The 16,183-nt window shown below is 55.5% G+C and carries 17 protein-coding genes; 3 read left to right on the forward strand and 14 right to left on the reverse strand.

Going from position 1 to position 16,183, the window contains the following annotated elements; translation table 11 throughout:
* Window positions 1–2: 2 nt before the first annotated feature.
* From Q0835_RS02390 to Q0835_RS02445, 12 genes are all read right to left on the reverse strand, one after another.
* Window positions 3–971, reverse strand: a complete 969-nt coding sequence (locus tag Q0835_RS02390) for an ester cyclase (RefSeq protein ID WP_298958172.1) — start codon at window positions 969–971, stop codon at window positions 3–5.
* A complete protein-coding gene (locus Q0835_RS02395; RefSeq protein ID WP_298958173.1) occupies window positions 958–1,989 on the reverse strand; it encodes a LacI family DNA-binding transcriptional regulator in 1,032 nt (343 codons plus the stop codon). The genes Q0835_RS02390 and Q0835_RS02395 overlap by 14 nt, the downstream gene beginning before the upstream one ends.
* The gene (locus Q0835_RS02400) at window positions 1,989–2,756 is read right to left on the reverse strand and encodes an SDR family oxidoreductase (RefSeq protein ID WP_298958174.1); all 768 of its coding nucleotides are present in this window, start codon (window positions 2,754–2,756) and stop codon (window positions 1,989–1,991) included. Before Q0835_RS02400 ends, Q0835_RS02395 begins: the two co-directional genes overlap by 1 nt.
* Window positions 2,753–3,808, reverse strand: a complete 1,056-nt coding sequence (locus Q0835_RS02405) for an ester cyclase (RefSeq protein ID WP_298958175.1) — start codon at window positions 3,806–3,808, stop codon at window positions 2,753–2,755. The genes Q0835_RS02400 and Q0835_RS02405 overlap by 4 nt, the downstream gene beginning before the upstream one ends.
* Entirely contained in the window at window positions 3,805–4,437 is a 633-nt protein-coding gene (locus Q0835_RS02410; protein ID WP_298958176.1) for a glutathione S-transferase family protein, read from the reverse strand. Before Q0835_RS02410 ends, Q0835_RS02405 begins: the two co-directional genes overlap by 4 nt.
* A complete protein-coding gene (hisD, locus tag Q0835_RS02415) occupies window positions 4,434–5,744 on the reverse strand; it encodes a histidinol dehydrogenase (protein WP_298958177.1) in 1,311 nt (436 codons plus the stop codon). The genes Q0835_RS02410 and hisD overlap by 4 nt, the downstream gene beginning before the upstream one ends.
* A gap of 143 nt (window positions 5,745–5,887) precedes the next feature.
* Window positions 5,888–6,424 carry an ester cyclase gene (locus tag Q0835_RS02420; protein WP_298958178.1) on the reverse strand — a complete coding sequence of 179 codons (537 nt, stop codon included), beginning with the start codon at window positions 6,422–6,424 and terminating at the stop codon, window positions 5,888–5,890.
* A complete protein-coding gene (locus Q0835_RS02425; protein WP_298958179.1) occupies window positions 6,421–7,422 on the reverse strand; it encodes a hypothetical protein in 1,002 nt (333 codons plus the stop codon). Before Q0835_RS02425 ends, Q0835_RS02420 begins: the two co-directional genes overlap by 4 nt.
* Before the next feature lie 12 nt (window positions 7,423–7,434).
* Window positions 7,435–8,316: a carbohydrate ABC transporter permease gene (locus Q0835_RS02430; protein ID WP_298816175.1), complete on the reverse strand. Its 882-nt coding sequence runs from the start codon at window positions 8,314–8,316 to the stop codon at window positions 7,435–7,437.
* A gap of 3 nt (window positions 8,317–8,319) precedes the next feature.
* Complete coding sequence (locus Q0835_RS02435) at window positions 8,320–9,345, reverse strand: sugar ABC transporter permease (RefSeq protein ID WP_298958180.1); 1,026 nt, start codon at window positions 9,343–9,345, stop codon at window positions 8,320–8,322.
* 73 nt (window positions 9,346–9,418) lie between these two features.
* Window positions 9,419–10,654: an extracellular solute-binding protein gene (locus Q0835_RS02440; protein ID WP_298958181.1), complete on the reverse strand. Its 1,236-nt coding sequence runs from the start codon at window positions 10,652–10,654 to the stop codon at window positions 9,419–9,421.
* Between the two features lie 72 nt (window positions 10,655–10,726).
* Complete coding sequence (locus Q0835_RS02445; protein ID WP_298816169.1) at window positions 10,727–11,782, reverse strand: ABC transporter ATP-binding protein; 1,056 nt, start codon at window positions 11,780–11,782, stop codon at window positions 10,727–10,729.
* 150 nt (window positions 11,783–11,932) lie between these two features.
* Here Q0835_RS02445 and Q0835_RS02450 point away from each other — a divergent pair, with 150 nt between their 5' ends.
* From Q0835_RS02450 to Q0835_RS02460, 3 genes are all read left to right on the forward strand, one after another.
* Window positions 11,933–12,919: an ester cyclase gene (locus Q0835_RS02450; protein WP_298958182.1), complete on the forward strand. Its 987-nt coding sequence runs from the start codon at window positions 11,933–11,935 to the stop codon at window positions 12,917–12,919.
* 186 nt (window positions 12,920–13,105) lie between these two features.
* Complete coding sequence (locus Q0835_RS02455; RefSeq protein WP_298958183.1) at window positions 13,106–13,540, forward strand: hypothetical protein; 435 nt, start codon at window positions 13,106–13,108, stop codon at window positions 13,538–13,540.
* Between the two features lie 214 nt (window positions 13,541–13,754).
* The gene (locus tag Q0835_RS02460; RefSeq protein WP_298958184.1) at window positions 13,755–14,225 is read left to right on the forward strand and encodes a tripartite tricarboxylate transporter TctB family protein; all 471 of its coding nucleotides are present in this window, start codon (window positions 13,755–13,757) and stop codon (window positions 14,223–14,225) included.
* Window positions 14,226–14,374: 149 nt separating this feature from the next.
* On the opposite strand, the gene Q0835_RS02465 is transcribed toward Q0835_RS02460, so the two are convergent.
* Together Q0835_RS02465 and Q0835_RS02470 are read right to left on the reverse strand one after the other, a co-directional pair.
* Window positions 14,375–15,655: a TRAP transporter large permease gene (locus tag Q0835_RS02465; RefSeq protein WP_298816160.1), complete on the reverse strand. Its 1,281-nt coding sequence runs from the start codon at window positions 15,653–15,655 to the stop codon at window positions 14,375–14,377.
* Window positions 15,652–16,176 (reverse strand): TRAP transporter small permease, encoded by a 525-nt coding sequence (locus Q0835_RS02470; protein WP_298816158.1) that lies wholly within the window; start codon window positions 16,174–16,176, stop codon window positions 15,652–15,654. Before Q0835_RS02470 ends, Q0835_RS02465 begins: the two co-directional genes overlap by 4 nt.
* Window positions 16,177–16,183 lie beyond the last annotated feature (7 nt).

Genomic DNA, 16,183 nt, shown 5'->3' on the forward strand with positions numbered 1-16,183 from the left:
TATCAGCCTGTTTTCAGGACAATCTGTTTCCAGATCGCCGTTTCATCAAAAAGTACGTATTCCCGGCGCAGACCCCATGGACCGAATTCGGCATGTGCGGCACCCATCACGTGGACGTCGGCACCAGATGGTTCGCCGAAGGCACCCCAGCCGTCATGGGTGCCGTGGAGCGACCAACGCAGCGCCGCGCGCGGCGGCATCATCGGGTCATCGCGGCCAATCTGATGCTCGATCTTGAATTCTGCAGACGGAAAGCTTGCACGCAGCCCCATCCAGAACCGGTCTGCATCACTCCAGGAACAACCGGCAACACCACCTGGATAGGCAAGCTGGCAGGCCCGATCATATTCGGCTTCAATTGCTGACATGTCGGCGTTCATAAGGCGGGCTAGAATGTCGGCGTATTTAGCGCCCCACTCATTGTCATTGCCCTTGCCCTTGTATGGGCCCGGTTGATCAATGGCAGGCGTGAATGGCCGCACGCATTCCTTTGGGCCACCCTCGCGAGTGATGAGGTTTCGCGCATAGTCCGCCGGATCCCATCCCATCTGACGCACGATCGCACCCTGGTCCCGGATCAGCCACTCGTCATTGATCTGATTGTTGATCGCGTGGCAGTCGGCAATGATCCGGTATTGCAGTTTCTTGCCGCTCGCCTTGCCGTAGACACCGTCCCCGAGATGGGTCGCTGTTGAAATGATCCGGTGAGACGACAGCATGCCTTCTTCAGGTGAACCGGACCAAATGACATCTTCGCCCAGAAGCGTGCGATTGGGAAATTCGGCAAGTGTCGCCATTGTCGCCCCGATGACGTCCTGGTTGCCTACAACGAGTGAACCAGGCGAACGAACGACGATATCGTCAGAATAGTAGTGATGAAGCGTGGCGATCTTTCGCTCTTCCCAGATCTCTCGGGTGATCCCGATAATGTAGTCGGGAAAGTCCTTCCAGTGCGGGTCAAAGCCTTTCATTCGGCCATCCTTCCGGTACACGTGCGGACCCGCGGATCATGAGCGGCCCATCTATCTTGATTTTCTGAACGTCCTTGCTGCCTTCCTCGATCCAGCCAAGCAGCGTGGAAACCGTCGCTTCCACCATCCGGTTGGAAGGCTGGCGCAACGTTGTCAGGTCGTAGGCGGGCCAGGACGAAAGAGGCACATCATCGTAGCCAACGACCGAAACATCGCCCGGTACATCCAGCTTCAACTCAAACCGCAGGACATCCATGACAGCGAAAGCCATGTGATCGTTGCCGACGAAAACCGCGTCAGGGCGATCCCCGCCCTTGAACATGTCGAGCGCTGCAGCGGCAGCGGTCTCGCGCCTGTACATTCCGTCAACACAGGCCAAAAGTTCCTGACCGGCTGCTTCCAACCCGGCACGGAAGCCTGCTTCACGGTCTCGCCCCGTTGAAGACCCAGCCCATCCGGCAATATGCGCTATGCGCTTGTGACCACCGGCCACAAGGAATTCGGCAATCTTTCGGCCGCCCTCGAAATTGTTGGAGGTCACCTGATTAAGGCGCTCGTCGTCCTGTCCACGGTTGAAAAGCACCACCGGAACCCCGGCGTTTGAGCAACGTGAGGCAAGCTCGTTCGACATGCCGACCGAGGCGGTGATGATGCCGTCGACCTGGTAGTCGAGCAATTCACCCATCACCTTGTCGATACCAGCATCATCATTCGACACCATGAAAACCAGAATGTGATACCCGTGAGCCTGAAGGGCATTTGAAAGCTTTTCCAGAGCGTCCGGGTAGAACTGGTTTTCCAGATAGGCCACAACGAGGCCGATGATGCGAGAGCGCCCCGTGATCAGTGAGCGGGCGAGAACATTTGGCCGATACCCAAGCTCTTCAGCTGCCTTCAGGACCTTGTCCGCCATTTTAGGAGACACGGAGGCACCCGGTGTGAAGACACGGCTGACCGCCGACTGGCTGACACCGGCATGCCGTGCAACTTCAACGGATGTGACTTTTTCGCTGCCCATCAGTCTGCCGTCCAACCTCCGTCAACCAGAAGGGAGGTTCCGGTCACGAGGGACGAGGCATCACTTGCCAGATAAAGCACTGCGCCCATGATGTCTTCCACAACACCAGTGCGACCCAGCTTGATCTTTTGTTCGATCCACTTGACCCGCTCGGGATTGTCGAAGGTCTGTTCGGTAAAAGGTGTTCGTATGAAGGTTGGGCAAATAGTATTGACCCGCACCTGTTTCGGACCGAATTCCAGGGCCATCGCCTTGGTGAACCCTTCAACTGCAAACTTCGATGCGCAATAGACAGCACGATCGATGCCACCGACATGGGCCATCTGAGATGACATGTTGATCAGGGAACCGGGTCTTCCCGCCTCGATCAGCCCCTTGGCGACACACTGCGTGATGAAATAGGCCCCCCTGAGATTGACATTCATCACCGCGTCAAAATCTTCAGGCGTGGTTTGTGTCGCCGGGGTGTGCCTTGCAAGGCCTGCACTGTTTACGAGCACGTCAAACGGCCCGTGTCTTTCCACGCTCACCTGCACTTCCAGCACATCGGCAATATCGAGCTGCAAGGCAGATGCCTTCCAGCCTCGTCCATTGAGCGCTGAGACTGCCTCTTTCAGCTTTTCCTCACGCCGGGCAGCCAGGACAACCTCGCCGCCAGCTTCCGCCAATACTGTGGCACAGGCCAGCCCGATACCGGAGGAAGCACCTGTAACAAGGACGCGTTTACCGGCAAGAGAAAAACTTGGGGTGGAAGGAAGCTCGATCATTGAAAGGCCACTCCGGTGTCTGGGTCAAAGCCGGCGCGGGCCTTGTTGAATTCCCGGAGCCTCTGGAAAACGTCAACACCGAGCTGCGCATAGGCGTCCAAGAGGTCGACCAGCACCCAGTTTTCACGGATCAGGCCGTTCTCCAGTCTCCAGAAATCCAGACTGCGCATGGTGATCTTCTTGCCAGATGGGGCAATTCCCATCCAACCGTCGTGCGAAACGGTCTGGATCATGTTCGGCCAACCAGTCACGGCGGCAAAATTTCTGTCGCCAAAGAAGTGATACTGGACCTGATCCACGTATTGTCCACGGTCCGGCATTCCGTTCAGGAAGGGGATCTGGTGCCATTTGCGAAATCCCTCGATGCCGCGCCCAGTCCCGATACCGGAAGGACCGTACCAGCTCATCCTAGGGTGCCAGAACCTTGGCATTTCCATGACTTCAGGGCCGCCTTGCGACGGATGCCGCTTCATGTATGTGAGCATATCGATAATGTGCTGACAGGTGACTTTGCCGGCACCTGCGTCGTAGGGACCTGGTACGATGCCATCGGCAGTGGCAGGGCCCGGCACTTGCCACTCCCGACCAAGGCTTGGAGCCATTGGCCAGGCGCTGGCCTGCATCATGACTTCCGGAATGTCCCAAAGCGCCTGAAACTCGACCACCTTGCCGTCGGCAAAACGAAAAAACTCATGAAAACGCATGGCAACCTGGTGCCTGGTCGCCGGGATATCGAGCCATGGATTTTCGAAGGAACCGGTGTAATACCCACCGCATCCGACCCAATCATTGCCTTCCGGTGTCGAGCCGGCCATCACGATGGTATCCCGGCGCTCCAGATCAGGTATTGCCTTGAACAAGGCCGCATAGGCCTTGTCATAAAAAGCGTCGCTTCCTGTCGTTTCGCCAATTGGATGGCAAAGACGAAACACGGCATCCGGAGAACAAAGCTCGGTGAGTGCCTTGCGGACACTCACCTCCTCAAAATCGTACATCGCTTCGCGCAAGGAGGCGATGCGCGCTTTGTGCTGCGTATGCGTGTCCAACGTCATGCGCCGGGCACCTTCATCGGCCAGAAGTCGATCATGACATTCTTCTGATAAGCAGGTCGTTCACACAGCCTGTCGTAATAAGCCTTGAGCCCCGGCAGGTCCGCGCGGTCGAACTCCAGCTCATAGTATCGGTACAACAGACCTCCGATCTGAAAATCGGCAAGGTTGAGCGCATCGCCGCCGATATAAGGACCCTTTATCAACTGTTCGACAATTGTCATGGCTTGTTTGAGAGCTGCCTCGGCAGCGGCGATTGCGGCTGAGTTCCGGTCTTCGACAGTGGTGCGCACGAACTGTATGAAAATGGTCGGGATGAGCGGCACATAGATGTGCTGCCTCGACATATCCGCCCAGCGCTCGATCTGCGCTGCAGCCATGGGATCGGTGGGATGATCGCCATATTTGCGTATCAGGTACCGCAATATGGTCATGGCCTCAGAAAGGGTTTCGCCACCATCTTCCAGCACGGGCACAAGGCCCAGCGGGTTCATTGAAAGAAATTCCGCAGTGTCGTTGCCGCCGAACGGCCCGCCGACATCAAGACGCTCATAAGAAAGGCCCAGCTCTTCCAGGCACCAGACGACGGGCTGAACATTGGCGGATGTCAGGCGTCCATGGACTTTTATCATTCTGCTGCTTCTCCATAAGGTACATTGCCGCCTCCATAGCGGCGCACCCGGATATTGGCCTGTTCGGCATGGCCAACGAAACCCTCAAGCATGCAAAGACGGGAACAATAGGCACCAATTTCAGCCGCAGCCTCGTCCGTCAGTACTTTTTGGTAGGAGTGCGTCTTCAGGAACTTCCCAACCCAGAGACCTCCTGTGTAGCGGCCTGCCTTCTTTGTCGGCAGCGTATGATTCGTTCCGATAACCTTGTCACCATTTGCAACGTTGGTACGGGCCCCCAGGAACAGCGCACCGTAACAAGTCATGTTTTCCAGGAACCAATCGTCCCTGTCCGTCATCACCTGCACATGTTCGGAGGCAATATCGTCAGCGACCGCCAGCATCTCTTCGTAGCTGTCGCACAGGACAACCTCGCCATAGTCTTCCCAGGATTTCGCTGCAGTCTCTGCAGTCGGCAAGATCTCAAGGAGGCGGTCGATTTCCGCCAAAGTCTCTGTGGCAAGCTTGCGGGAGTTTGTGACGAGGACAGCCGGGGAATTATAGCCGTGCTCTGCCTGCCCCAGGAGATCCGTCGCGCACATTTCCGCATCAACTGTTTCATCCGCAATGACCATAGTTTCTGTTGGTCCTGCAAAGAGATCGATCCCGACACGGCCGAAGAGTTGCCTCTTGGCTTCGGCGACAAATGCATTTCCAGGTCCAACCAGCATATGCACAGGGTCAATGGTTTCGGTCCCGATCGCCATTGCGCCGACCGCCTGAATACCGCCAAGCACGTAGATCTCATGAGCACCACCCAGATGCATGGCCGCGATGACCGCAGGGTTAGGCGCTCCTTTGAAGGGGGGCGTCGCGGCAACGATACGTGGCACTTTCGCCACGGATGCGGTCGCGACGGACATATGCGCTGAAGCGACCATCGGAAACTTGCCGCCCGGCACATAGCAACCGACCGACTGCACCGGGATGTTCTTGTGACCGAGAATGACACCGGGCAGCGTTTCCACCTCGATGTCGAGCATGGAATCGCGTTGTGCCTGAGCAAATTTCCGCACCTGCTCTTGCGCAAATTTGATGTCAGCCATGTCGCGTGGCGACACTTGATTCATCAAGGCTTCAATTTCAGACGGAGACAGGCGGAAGGACGGTGGTGCATAATTATCGAACTTCTCCGAAAGCTCGCGCACGGCGGCGTCGCCTCGTGTCTCGATTTCGTGCAACGTTCCCTCGACGATTGAACGAACCTTGGCGTCATCCTCAGACCGTTCGGCTTCAGGCTTGCCACGCTTGAGATATTCAATCGCCATGTTTCTTCCCTTTCAAAGCGCCGGCGAAGGTCTTGTTCCGGCCTTCTACCGCTTGCACAAAATTGTCAATTCTCAATTTGCATACGTATGCAGAACAATCAAGACGCTTATTCAGATTGCTCTGGAAGTTGTCTGCGGCCCGGTTAGGCCGCCTTGCCAGGAACGGGGGGTTGACGGTTTCCGCGGTCGAAGGCCTCCCACCCTTCCCCGTTGAAAACATCTATTCCGAGCTGAGCCAGGACATGCGGAAAGTCGACCATGACCCAGTTGTCGACAATCTTGCCGTCTACCACTTTCCAGAAGTCCATATAGCGGATCTCAACCCGTTTTCCGGTCGGCTCGACGCCCATGAATGCACCGGAATGTGTTGCTTCCTGCCTCCCGAATGCAGCCGCCCACTCGCCCATGTAGAGCCGTGCTTCGTCCACGCAAACCTTTTCCGAAAAGGCCGCCTGAAACGGCTTTTGCCAGTTGTCCTGAAATTCCTTAAGTCCGGTTTTGGTGCCGCAGCCGGTGTTGCCGAGCCAACGAAAACCTTCGGAGAAGAATTCTCCAATGTCGGCGATCCGGTGGTCATTGAGGCCATCTACCATTGTCTCGATGACACGTTTCGTCTCATCGGTTTTGCTCATATCCGTATCGCGGCTCAAAACAGCCTGTTCAGGACGAGATCCCTTCATGTCCGGCCTCTGTTCATTTCTTCAAAAACATCAAAACCCAACTGCAAAAGCACGTGTGGCACATCGACAAAGACCCAGTTCTCCATCAACTTGTCACCTTCGCGCCGCCACCAGTCGCACACGCGCATATAGAGACGATCTCCTTTGGACGGCTGCCCCAGAAATGGCTTCGCCTGAACCGCGTTCAGTGACGGCCATCCGCCCGAGCAGACATAATTGCCGTCGCCAAAACGCGTGAAATGCCGGGTGCGGCTGCCTTCGACAGCTCCGCCGATCCATTCACTGAATGTGTTCTCGAAAGGCACCTGAAATCCGGCAAAGCCTTCCAGACCCGCAAAGCTCCCGAAGGCTGCGGGGCCATACCAGAGCATGTTTTCGTGCCAGTACGGCCGCCACAGTTCGTCCTTGGTCGCGAGCTTGCGCAGCATGTGCGTAACCATCTTCAAGGAAACCGCACTTACCGCCGGATCATTGTGGTGCCACTGCAAACCATCCTGGGTCACAGGGCCGGGCAGATACCCGGTATATCCGCGGGTTGCTCCCGGTGAAACGGCAATTGGCCATTGACTGGCCGCAATCATCAGCTCTGGGATATCGAGATAGATGTAGCTCTCGACAGCGCGCCCATTTTCCATTCGGTGGAATTCCCCAAATCGGAGATAAGCTAGCGCTCCCGTCGGTCTGATGCCAAGCCAGGGTGACTTGAAATTCCCAAAATAGTAGCCTGTCGAAGTTACCCAGCCTGCCTCCTCAAAGCTTCCACCGAAAGCGATATAGTCGGACCGCCCAAGTCCGCTGAAAGCTTGTTTGAGGGGCCCCAGGAACCGATCGACATAGTTGCCCGGTCCGACTATCTCGTTCAAAGGATGCACAAGATTGATGACCGCATCTTCAGCGAAAAAACGATGCGTTGCTGCAACTGCCCCACCGGCATGTCCCAATCTGCAGGCGTCCACATACGCCTTCAGGGCAGCCTTGTTTGCCGGTATGGGGGACACCTGGTTCACCGATCAGCCCTTCACCGCTCCGGCGGTCAGTCCGGAGACAATCTGACGCTGGAACAGCATCACGAGCAGGAACAACGGTGCAGTGGCGGACACAACAGCTGCAACAGCGAACATCACGTTACCCTCGGTATAGGTCGTTCCAAGGAACGCCGCGATTTTCGGCACCATGGTCCGGTTCTGCTCGTTCAGCAGCATCGTGGTTACAGCAAAATCGTTGTAAGCCAGCAGGAAACTGAACAATCCGGTCGTGATTACACCGGGCCACATCACCGGAATGATGACATAGCGAAAGGCCTGAAACTGCGTGCACCCATCAACCTTCGCGCTTTCATCAAGATCGATCGGGATCTTCTTGAAGAACGAATGCAGCATCCAAAGGGTGAATGGCTGATTGATCGCCACAAGCACGATGATCGCTGTCGGCAGATACCCCCAAAGGTTCCAGGCAAAAAACGGTGGCAGATACCCCGAAACCAGTGTGATTTGGGGCATGGCGCGGAAAATCAGCGCAGCTATCAGGAGCCAGAAGACATAATTGTAGTTGGAGCGGCTGAGCGCGTATCCACCAAGCGTGCCAATCGTCAATGAGGTGACGACGACAAATACGCAGACGATGCCGGTATTCAACGCAGCGCGCCAAAACTCTTCCTGTACCCAGGCACCATAGTATCCGGCCCCGGTAAAGGTCGAACCATGCGTTTCTTCGGTCAGCTTGCCGGTGATGGCATTGGTCCAGTCGGCGATCGAAAAGAAATCGAGTTCGACCTTGAAGGATCCCCACAGCGTCCAGAAGAAGGGAAACGCTGCCAGCACAAGCCAGAAAACGATGAATAAGGTCGAGGCAACCTTGAGGGAAACCGGTGCCTGTCTGGCAGATGAACTCATGGCTCAAGCCTTCCCTTTAAAGTCGCGCCAAGTGCGCACAAGAACCGGCGACAGCAAAATGGCCACCCCGATAATCGTCAGAACGGACGTGGTTGCAGCCGCTGACAGCTGGTTGGTCTCTCCGCTTAGATCGTTGAAAATGATCCACGAAAGCGACGTCGCATGAGCGGAGGCATTGAAACCGATGATCGGCTCAAACACGCGGAAATTGTCCATGAGCTGGATAAGCGCCACAAATGTCACGAGCGGCGTCAGATGCGGAAGCACAACATATCTGGTCTGCTGCCAGCGTGTTGCGCCGTCGATCTGCGCGCTTTCCAGCGTGTCTTGCGGCACGGTCTGTAGTCCGGCGTAAAAAACAACGAATGCAAAAGGTGCCGAGTGCCAAATGCCGTAAACCATCAATGCGATCCACATCAACGGTGTCGAGGCCTTCAGCGAAAGATCCGGGCTGCCTGCAACATATTGGATGAACTCACCAATGACGCCGCGACTGTCGATCATCCAATAAAGGGTCAGCGATCCGATCAGCGGTGTAACGATCATTGGCAGAAGCGAAAAGAAGATGACAAAGCCGCGAATTCTGCGGTTCAGCGAATTTACCGCTAGCGCAATCACAAATCCGAGGGCGATGAGCAGAGGCGTCACAACAAATGTGTAAGTCAGCGTGAACGCCATTGCCCGATAGAAGGGGAGATCGCCGACATCGCTAAAGAACTCGCCGATGCTCTGGCTAGTGGTCCAGGCTTCGCTCACCTCTGCAAAAGCCAGGTGCCCGCGATCCAGATAGATCCCAAGTCCCGCAAACCGCCCAAGCGGCTCGGCTTCACGCAGTTCAGCTGTTGCTTCCTGGTCGATCACCACACTCTTGGTGCAGCCAAAGGGACCACAGTTTTCCGTCTCAACCAGAACGGCTTCATGAGGTACGAACAGCGACTGGATCACGACCGACCCTATTGGCGCTGCGATGAAGATCAGCATTGCAAGTGCTGTCGGTAGAAAAAACCAAAAGAAGGTCCTGTGTTTCATACCGTTGCCCGATCATCTGGTTGATTGGAGAAAATGGAGTGCGTCCAGTTGGACGCACTCCAGGCGGTCCCGATTAAAGGAAGCCTTTTTCCTTGGCAGCAGCTGTGTAAGCAGCTTCCACATCCTTGAGCGCCTGCTCAGCGCTTTCCTTACCCTGCATGAAGTCAGTCAATTCAGCGCCAAGTGCTGTGTGCATCAGGCCCATGTATGGGAAAGTCGGGTAAGGGATCGTACCCTTGTTGGCGGCATCGAAAACACCGGTTGCTGCAGCTGTCGGCTCATAGCCGTCAATCAGCCATACGGCCTGGATCGCAACACCGTCGTCATTAAGAATGGACGGATCGATTGCATTTTTCATTGCAACGAAAGTCGCCTCTGCATCTTCGTCGGAAATGTTCTTTGCAACGGTCCAGCCATCCCACCAAAGTGTCGAAGCCGGCGTTGAGCCACCGCCAACGGTCATCGGACCGGAAATGGCGAAGCCGTCAACAACTTCCTGTGGCACACCATCCGCTGTGGTCAAAGTAGCTGCGCGCGACCCCCACATGTTCATCAACGCAACGTTGCCGGCACGATATTCGGCATTTGTGGCGTTTGAATCATGGGTCAGAAAGTCCGGGTTCATGTATTCGCTGAGTGCCTTCATCATTTCCAGAGCCTTGACGCCGGCTTCGGAATTGACGTTCGGTTCTGCGGTGCCCGGTTTGAAGAACTCACCGCCAAAGCCCAGGAACATGTTGTTAAATTCCTGAGCAAGGTTCCAACCCGCGGCATAGGCACCGCCGACAGGGTTTTCCATGATGCCCTTCTCGCGGATCATTTGCGCGATGCCGAGCATGTCTTCATAGGTTTTCGGCGGCTCGACGCCAAGTTCATCAAGGACGTCCTTGCGGTAAACCAGATGCTGCGCATTGGCCATGAAGGCAACTGCCATGACCTTGCCGTCGATTGTGATCAGCTGGTTCTTGCTCAACCCGTCGCCATGCTTGGCAACAAGATCGTCCAGCGGGCGGATAAGATCATCGTTCATCAAGGCGACGATGGACGAGTTGGCAATGATGGCTGTGGTGTACTCGGCCGGATTTCCGCTCATGCCAGCAACATTGAGCTTCTGATGGTCGGCTGTAAGGTTCGATTTGACTTCAACCGTGTCCGAAGCACATTCCTGAGCGCCCGCTCCAACGGTTTGAATTGCCGGGAATTCGTTGCCGATGATACTGATCCGGCCGTTTTCGACGCCGCATTCAGCATATGCAGCGGTTGCCATCAATGACATGGCACCTGCCAACAATAGTCTTTTCACAAGCATATTTGTCCTCCTGCTATTCCTTGCGCCGATGACGCATCTCTGGAAACCGGCTGTGCCGGGTATGGACAGGCTTTAGGCGTCGAGACGCGCGCCTGTCTCGTGATGAAAAAGGTGACAGATCTCCGGCGGAATATGCAGACCGACGGTCTCATCAATCTCAATTCGATAGTCTTTGCTTGCCTTCACAGAGATCAGCGCACCACCCGCCTTGACCGTGATCATTGTGGCGTCGCCGAGAAGCTCCATCGTGTAGACCGGCGCGTTGATCTCCGCTTCAGCGCTAGACTGAGCAACGGCTGCATCTTCGGCGCGAAAACCCAGGGTCACGGGTCCGTCCGGGCCGTTCAACCCGCCAATTTCGACATGCTCACCGGAAAACGTGCCACCCTTTAACGTGCCGTTCATGAGGTTCATTGCGGGGGAACCGATAAATCCCGCCACGAACGTATTGGCAGGCTTGTCGTAGATATCAGTGGGGGTGCCAACCTGCTGAATGATGCCGCGCTGCATCACGACGACCCGATCGGCAAGCGTCATTGCTTCGATCTGGTCATGTGTCACGTAGATCGTGGTGACCTGGAGCTCGTGCTGCAGGTTCTTGATCTGTGCCCGTGTGGACACACGCAACTTGGCGTCAAGGTTGGAAAGCGGCTCGTCCATCAGGAAGACATTCGGTTCGCGCACAATGGCGCGGGCAAGCGCGACGCGCTGACGCTGACCGCCTGAAAGTTCCGCCGGCTTGCGATGTAAAAACTCCCGCAGCTCAACCATATCGGCAGCGCGCATGACCCTTTCGTCATGCGTCGAGGGATCGACCTTGCGCACTTTCAGCGGAAAGCGAATATTGTCATAGACATTCATGTTCGGATAAAGGCCATAGGACTGAAAGACCATGGCGATATCCCGGTCCTTGGGCTCGAGATTGTTGACCACCCGGTCACCAATAACAATTTCACCGCCCGAGGCATCCTCAAGGCCGGCGATCATCCGCATCGTTGTGGTCTTGCCGCAACCGGAGGGCCCCAGAAGCACAAGGAATTCTCGATCCGCGATCGTCAAGTTGAAGTTGTCGACGCCGACAAAGGCCCCCCAACGTTTTGACACGTTTTTCAGCTGAATCTCAGCCACAGCGCCCCTCCCGAACCGTTCGCAAACTCATTTTTGCATTCCTATGCAAAATAAGTAGACACACTTATCATTCTTTGGCAATGATTTTTTGCATACGAATGCAAAAATGACATCAAGCCACGTTCAGCTCTTCATCTCAAAGGTTTGGAAATGCCCGATTTTCGGATACCCCCGCATCAATTTCTGAATGCGGTTCATACGGTCTCGGCTTCTCAGGCAAAGGACCTGTTTGACCGTCATCTGGCAGAAGACGCTGTCTTTGACGTCGCCTTTCCGGTCAACCGCCTCAAAGGCCGCGATGCCGTTGTTGCCGGCTTCTTCGATCCGCTGACAAACGCTTTGAAAGATGTTCGCCGCCGCGACGAAATCTTCATTGGAGGTCCAAACGGGCGTGCGCCTGGAGGGCATTGGCTGGCAAGTGTTGTGCATTATGTCGGCAATTTCGAGGAGCCGCTTTTCGGTGTCAAACCGTCAGGCCACCTCGCCTTTCTGCGCGCGGGAGAGTTTTACCGCGTGGAGCCTGACGGACGAATATCGGAAGCGAAGATAATCATCGACCTGCTGGACCTGATGCGCCAGTCGGGCGGATTGCCTCTGCCGAAGATGCTGGGTACGGAAATGCTGTTCCCGGGCCCGGCCACGCATGACGGTGTGTTGCCCACCGAACAGGCTGACGGAGAAAAAACGCTGGACCTGTGCGAGGCAATGCTGGCCGACCTCAAGGCGTTCGACCCTGATACTTTCACATCAAAGGGCCAGACAGGTGACGACGGCTACTGGCATGACGACATGCTCTGGTACGGACCCGGTGGAATCGGTTCCAACTATCGCTGGAGCGGCTTTGAAAAAGACCACCGGGCGTCTTTCCTGACCGCTTTTCCAGACCGTGTTGGCGGTGATCACTATTGCCGGATCGGTGATGGCAATTACGCAGCTGTCAGCGGCTGGCCTTCCATGACGATGACGCATGCAGGCGACTATCTGGGCGTAGCGGCCTCCGGTCGGTCCCTCACCCTCCGCGTCATGGATTTTTATCGCTGTGCAAATGGAAAGATCATGGAAAACTGGGTCTTGCTGGACTACCTGGATCTATTTCAGCAAATGGGCCGGGACTTGATCGCCGAACAGTCCGGCTGACGTTTGCTTTCAACAAATCGGAGGGCGCGTTTGTGCGCTTGAGAGCCTCCCAGCCGTAGACTGCAAGCAGGGCATGAGCCTACCTTGCTATGGTCACCTCGGATCTGCAGGATTGGTGCAGATCTGAGGAAGAACGGTCTTGTGGGAGGGGCTTAGTAGGCAGAAAAGACCGTCATTTCAAAGTTCATGCACGAAGCAGCTCTTGAGGCATTTCGCCCGGCAATTGACGTTTGCTATGACCCGACGTTGGTTGACGATACCGAGCGTCTGCACCGGGACCTCGCGCAAGCAGATGCATTGATCGTGAGAAATAGAACGCGGGTTGACCTGGCTCTTCCGGACGCCGCACCAGGCCTTCGCGTCATTGGCCGTCTCGGGGTCGGACTGGAGAATATCGACTTTGAGGCTTGTGCAGAGAGAGGCGTCAGCGTCAAACCCGCGACCGGCGCCAACACACAGTCGGTCGTGGAGTGTGTGATCGGCGCGATGCTGGTTCTCCGGCGGGGCGTCTTCGCATCAACTCCGGAGTTCTGGCAGATGATTGGCAATCTCTGGGGACAATTCTTCGGGCGTCCATTGTCCATGGCGATCATTGCGCTGACGCTGATCACATTTTTCTAATCCTTTCTGCCGCGTCTGAAGCATATATTCTCCCGATGCGAAGTAAGGCCTGCACATGATCGCGAACGCGCAGCAAGACCCGCAATAGTGCGCGATCTGATTGCGCTTCTGGTTGCGCTTCTGGTTGCTGGCGGGATCGCCCTGCTCACTCTTCAGCAGTCGGCGCATCTCAATCCTGAAGCCGCCGTGTTCCGCCCGAACGATCGCAATGGCAATGACAGCGCTCGTTTGTTTCGCTCTTCTCCGGCTTGCCCTAACAAGGCACGTAACCGAGTTCGATGTGGAAGGCTCCTGGCTCCGAATAACAGCGTTGCCCATAGCCATGCACGGCGCGATGTTCCTCTTTCCCATACTCGGATTTGGAATTGCGGCAATTCTCCTTGGCCTTGTTCTGACAATCATTGCACAGCACGACCGGTACTCGGCGAAGAGGTGGGCGATCCTGCAATTGAGCGTCACCGGAGTTATCGTTTCATGCATAGTGGTGTTCAGCGAGGTTTTGTCGGTGCCGTTGCCGGAATTGGGCACTTGTTGCGATTGGGGGAAAAGACTGAGATCCCAAAGCTGCATGTCGCTGCTGGTGCGATCACCTCTCCGCACCGCATTCTCGTTCACGAAGCGCACAGCTGTTCGACAGGCGCATTCACACTGGCAAACTTTGGCAGGACACCATGTCCGTGTCTGATCCTCCATCTTCCAGTTGCAGAATGCAAATGCGGAATTTCCGAAAGGCAGCCAAAAATGCGCGAGAAATTCAAAGAAGGCTCCACTTTAGAAAAGTGGAACCTTCGACAGGTGTTCTTGAGGTCTTCCGGCGTTCTGACACGCCAAGATCTACTGCCGGTAAAGAACTTCGGGCAGATAAAGCGTCAGCGAAGGCACGAAGGTCAGAAGGAGCAACACGCCTATCAAAGGCACCAGGAACGGCACCGTTGCTTTGACACATCTTTCAAATGGTACGTTCGAGACCTTCGAGAGGACAAAAAGCACCATGCCAACGGGCGGTGTCAAAAGTCCGATCATCAGGTTCAAAATTACAATGATGCCCAGGTGCACAGGGTCGACACCAATTTGCTGTGTTACGGGCAAAAGAACCGGAACCAGAATGGAAATAGCCGCAATCGTTTCCATGAACAGGCCGACCACCAGGACGACCAGAGTGATCAATAGCAAAATCAGGTATTTGTTTTCGGTCAGTGACAACAGCCCTTGCGCGAAAAGGGCCGCGGCCTGATTGGCTGTTAAGATCCAGGCGAACACGCTTGCCGCGCCAACAATCAGGAGGATGGAGGCCGTCATTTCGATCGTTTCCATCGCGGCCGTGGCCAAGCGCTTGGCATTTAGTGTGCCGTAAACAAAAAGCCCCAGTCCCATGGCATACGCAGCAGCGCAAACCGCCGCTTCCGTTGGCGTGAAAGCGCCCGAGACAATGCCACCAACAATAATGACCGGTGTCATTAGCGGCAAAAAGGCACGTTTGAACGTTTTCCAGACATTCCCCAGCCGGAATTCGGTATCCCTCGGATAGTTCCGACGGCGCGAATAGAACCAGACCATGACCATCAGTGACAACGCCATCAGCAGCCCTGGTACGATGCCTGCAACAAACAATTCGCCGATTGAGACGGACGCCATCACGCCAAAGATCACAAGCGGAAGAGAAGGAGGAATAATCGGGCCGATTGTTGACGAAGCTGCCGTCACACCAACGGAAAAGTCGTCGTCGTAGCCTGCGTCCCGCATCGCGCGGATTTCAATTGCGCCGAGCCCACCAGCATCGGCAACGGCGGCGCCTGACATCCCTGCGAAAATGATGCTCGCGCCGATGTTCACATGGCCAAGGCCACCATGCATCCATCCGACAATAGAACGCGCGAAATCGAATATGCGTGAGGTGATGCCGGCCGAGTTCATCAAAGCCCCGGCGAGTATGAAAAATGGAACGGCCAGAAGGGGAAAACTGTCCATACCAGCGATCATGTTGTGCGGTAGGACGACGGATGGCAGCCCTTCAACCAGAATGTAGCCCAGAGACGACAGTCCGAGCGCGACGGCTATCGGTACGCGCAACAGCATCAACGCGAAAAGGCTCGCAAACAAAAGGATGATTGTCATTTGAAGAGTGTCCGAAAAGCCCTTGTCAACTGCACAAGCTGGAGGCAGACGATGGCGACGATTGACGCCAAAAGAACGTAGTAGAGATAGTATTTGGGGAACGGCAGCGACACCATGTGCTGAAAGCTCGTCTTTTCGATCAGTTCAAGCAGGGAGTAGCCGCAGAAAGCAAAAAACACCGTCGTGGCAATCAGTGCAAAAAACTTCAGATACTTTGCTTGCCTGGGTAGCCAGTGATCGACGAATTCCAACCTGATGTGGAGGTCGAGCTGTTGGCACTTAAACGCTCCCGCAAATCCGAGTATGATAAGCAGATAACGCGCAGCTTCCTCAGTCCAGGCTATGGAGTCGTTGAGGACATAGCGGGTGAAGAACTGCAGAAACACAACAACAAACAGCGTTAGGAAAATGGCCAGAAGCACGTAGTCTGTCAGGGAAAGCCGGTTTCCTTCGGCAGCTTTTGTCTGTTCCGCTTCCTGTTCCTGTAGCAGCTTTTCAATGCTTGCCGGGTCCACAGCCATTTGCCGT

It is taken from the genome of uncultured Roseibium sp. (genome assembly GCF_947499295.1).
Classification (GTDB): domain Bacteria; phylum Pseudomonadota; class Alphaproteobacteria; order Rhizobiales; family Stappiaceae; genus Roseibium.

What these genes read in the sequence shown, in the direction of transcription:
- Q0835_RS02395 (WP_298958173.1), bottom strand. Translation starts at nt 1,989, where the DNA reads ATGGGCAGCGAAAAAGTCACATCCGTTGAAGTTGCACGGCATGCCGGT.
- Q0835_RS02450 (WP_298958182.1), top strand. Translation starts at nt 11,933, where the DNA reads ATGCCCGATTTTCGGATACCCCCGCATCAATTTCTGAATGCGGTTCAT.
- Q0835_RS02405 (WP_298958175.1), bottom strand. Translation starts at nt 3,808, where the DNA reads ATGACGTTGGACACGCATACGCAGCACAAAGCGCGCATCGCCTCCTTG.
- Q0835_RS02435 (WP_298958180.1), bottom strand. Translation starts at nt 9,345, where the DNA reads ATGAAACACAGGACCTTCTTTTGGTTTTTTCTACCGACAGCACTTGCA.
- Q0835_RS02390 (WP_298958172.1), bottom strand. Translation starts at nt 971, where the DNA reads ATGAAAGGCTTTGACCCGCACTGGAAGGACTTTCCCGACTACATTATC.
- Q0835_RS02420 (WP_298958178.1), bottom strand. Translation starts at nt 6,424, where the DNA reads ATGAAGGGATCTCGTCCTGAACAGGCTGTTTTGAGCCGCGATACGGAT.
- Q0835_RS02400 (WP_298958174.1), bottom strand. Translation starts at nt 2,756, where the DNA reads ATGATCGAGCTTCCTTCCACCCCAAGTTTTTCTCTTGCCGGTAAACGC.
- Q0835_RS02455 (WP_298958183.1), top strand. Translation starts at nt 13,106, where the DNA reads ATGCACGAAGCAGCTCTTGAGGCATTTCGCCCGGCAATTGACGTTTGC.
- Q0835_RS02430 (WP_298816175.1), bottom strand. Translation starts at nt 8,316, where the DNA reads ATGAGTTCATCTGCCAGACAGGCACCGGTTTCCCTCAAGGTTGCCTCG.
- hisD (WP_298958177.1), bottom strand. Translation starts at nt 5,744, where the DNA reads ATGGCGATTGAATATCTCAAGCGTGGCAAGCCTGAAGCCGAACGGTCT.
- Q0835_RS02410 (WP_298958176.1), bottom strand. Translation starts at nt 4,437, where the DNA reads ATGATAAAAGTCCATGGACGCCTGACATCCGCCAATGTTCAGCCCGTC.
- Q0835_RS02460 (WP_298958184.1), top strand. Translation starts at nt 13,755, where the DNA reads ATGACAGCGCTCGTTTGTTTCGCTCTTCTCCGGCTTGCCCTAACAAGG.
- Q0835_RS02465 (WP_298816160.1), bottom strand. Translation starts at nt 15,655, where the DNA reads ATGACAATCATCCTTTTGTTTGCGAGCCTTTTCGCGTTGATGCTGTTG.
- Q0835_RS02440 (WP_298958181.1), bottom strand. Translation starts at nt 10,654, where the DNA reads ATGCTTGTGAAAAGACTATTGTTGGCAGGTGCCATGTCATTGATGGCA.
- Q0835_RS02470 (WP_298816158.1), bottom strand. Translation starts at nt 16,176, where the DNA reads ATGGCTGTGGACCCGGCAAGCATTGAAAAGCTGCTACAGGAACAGGAA.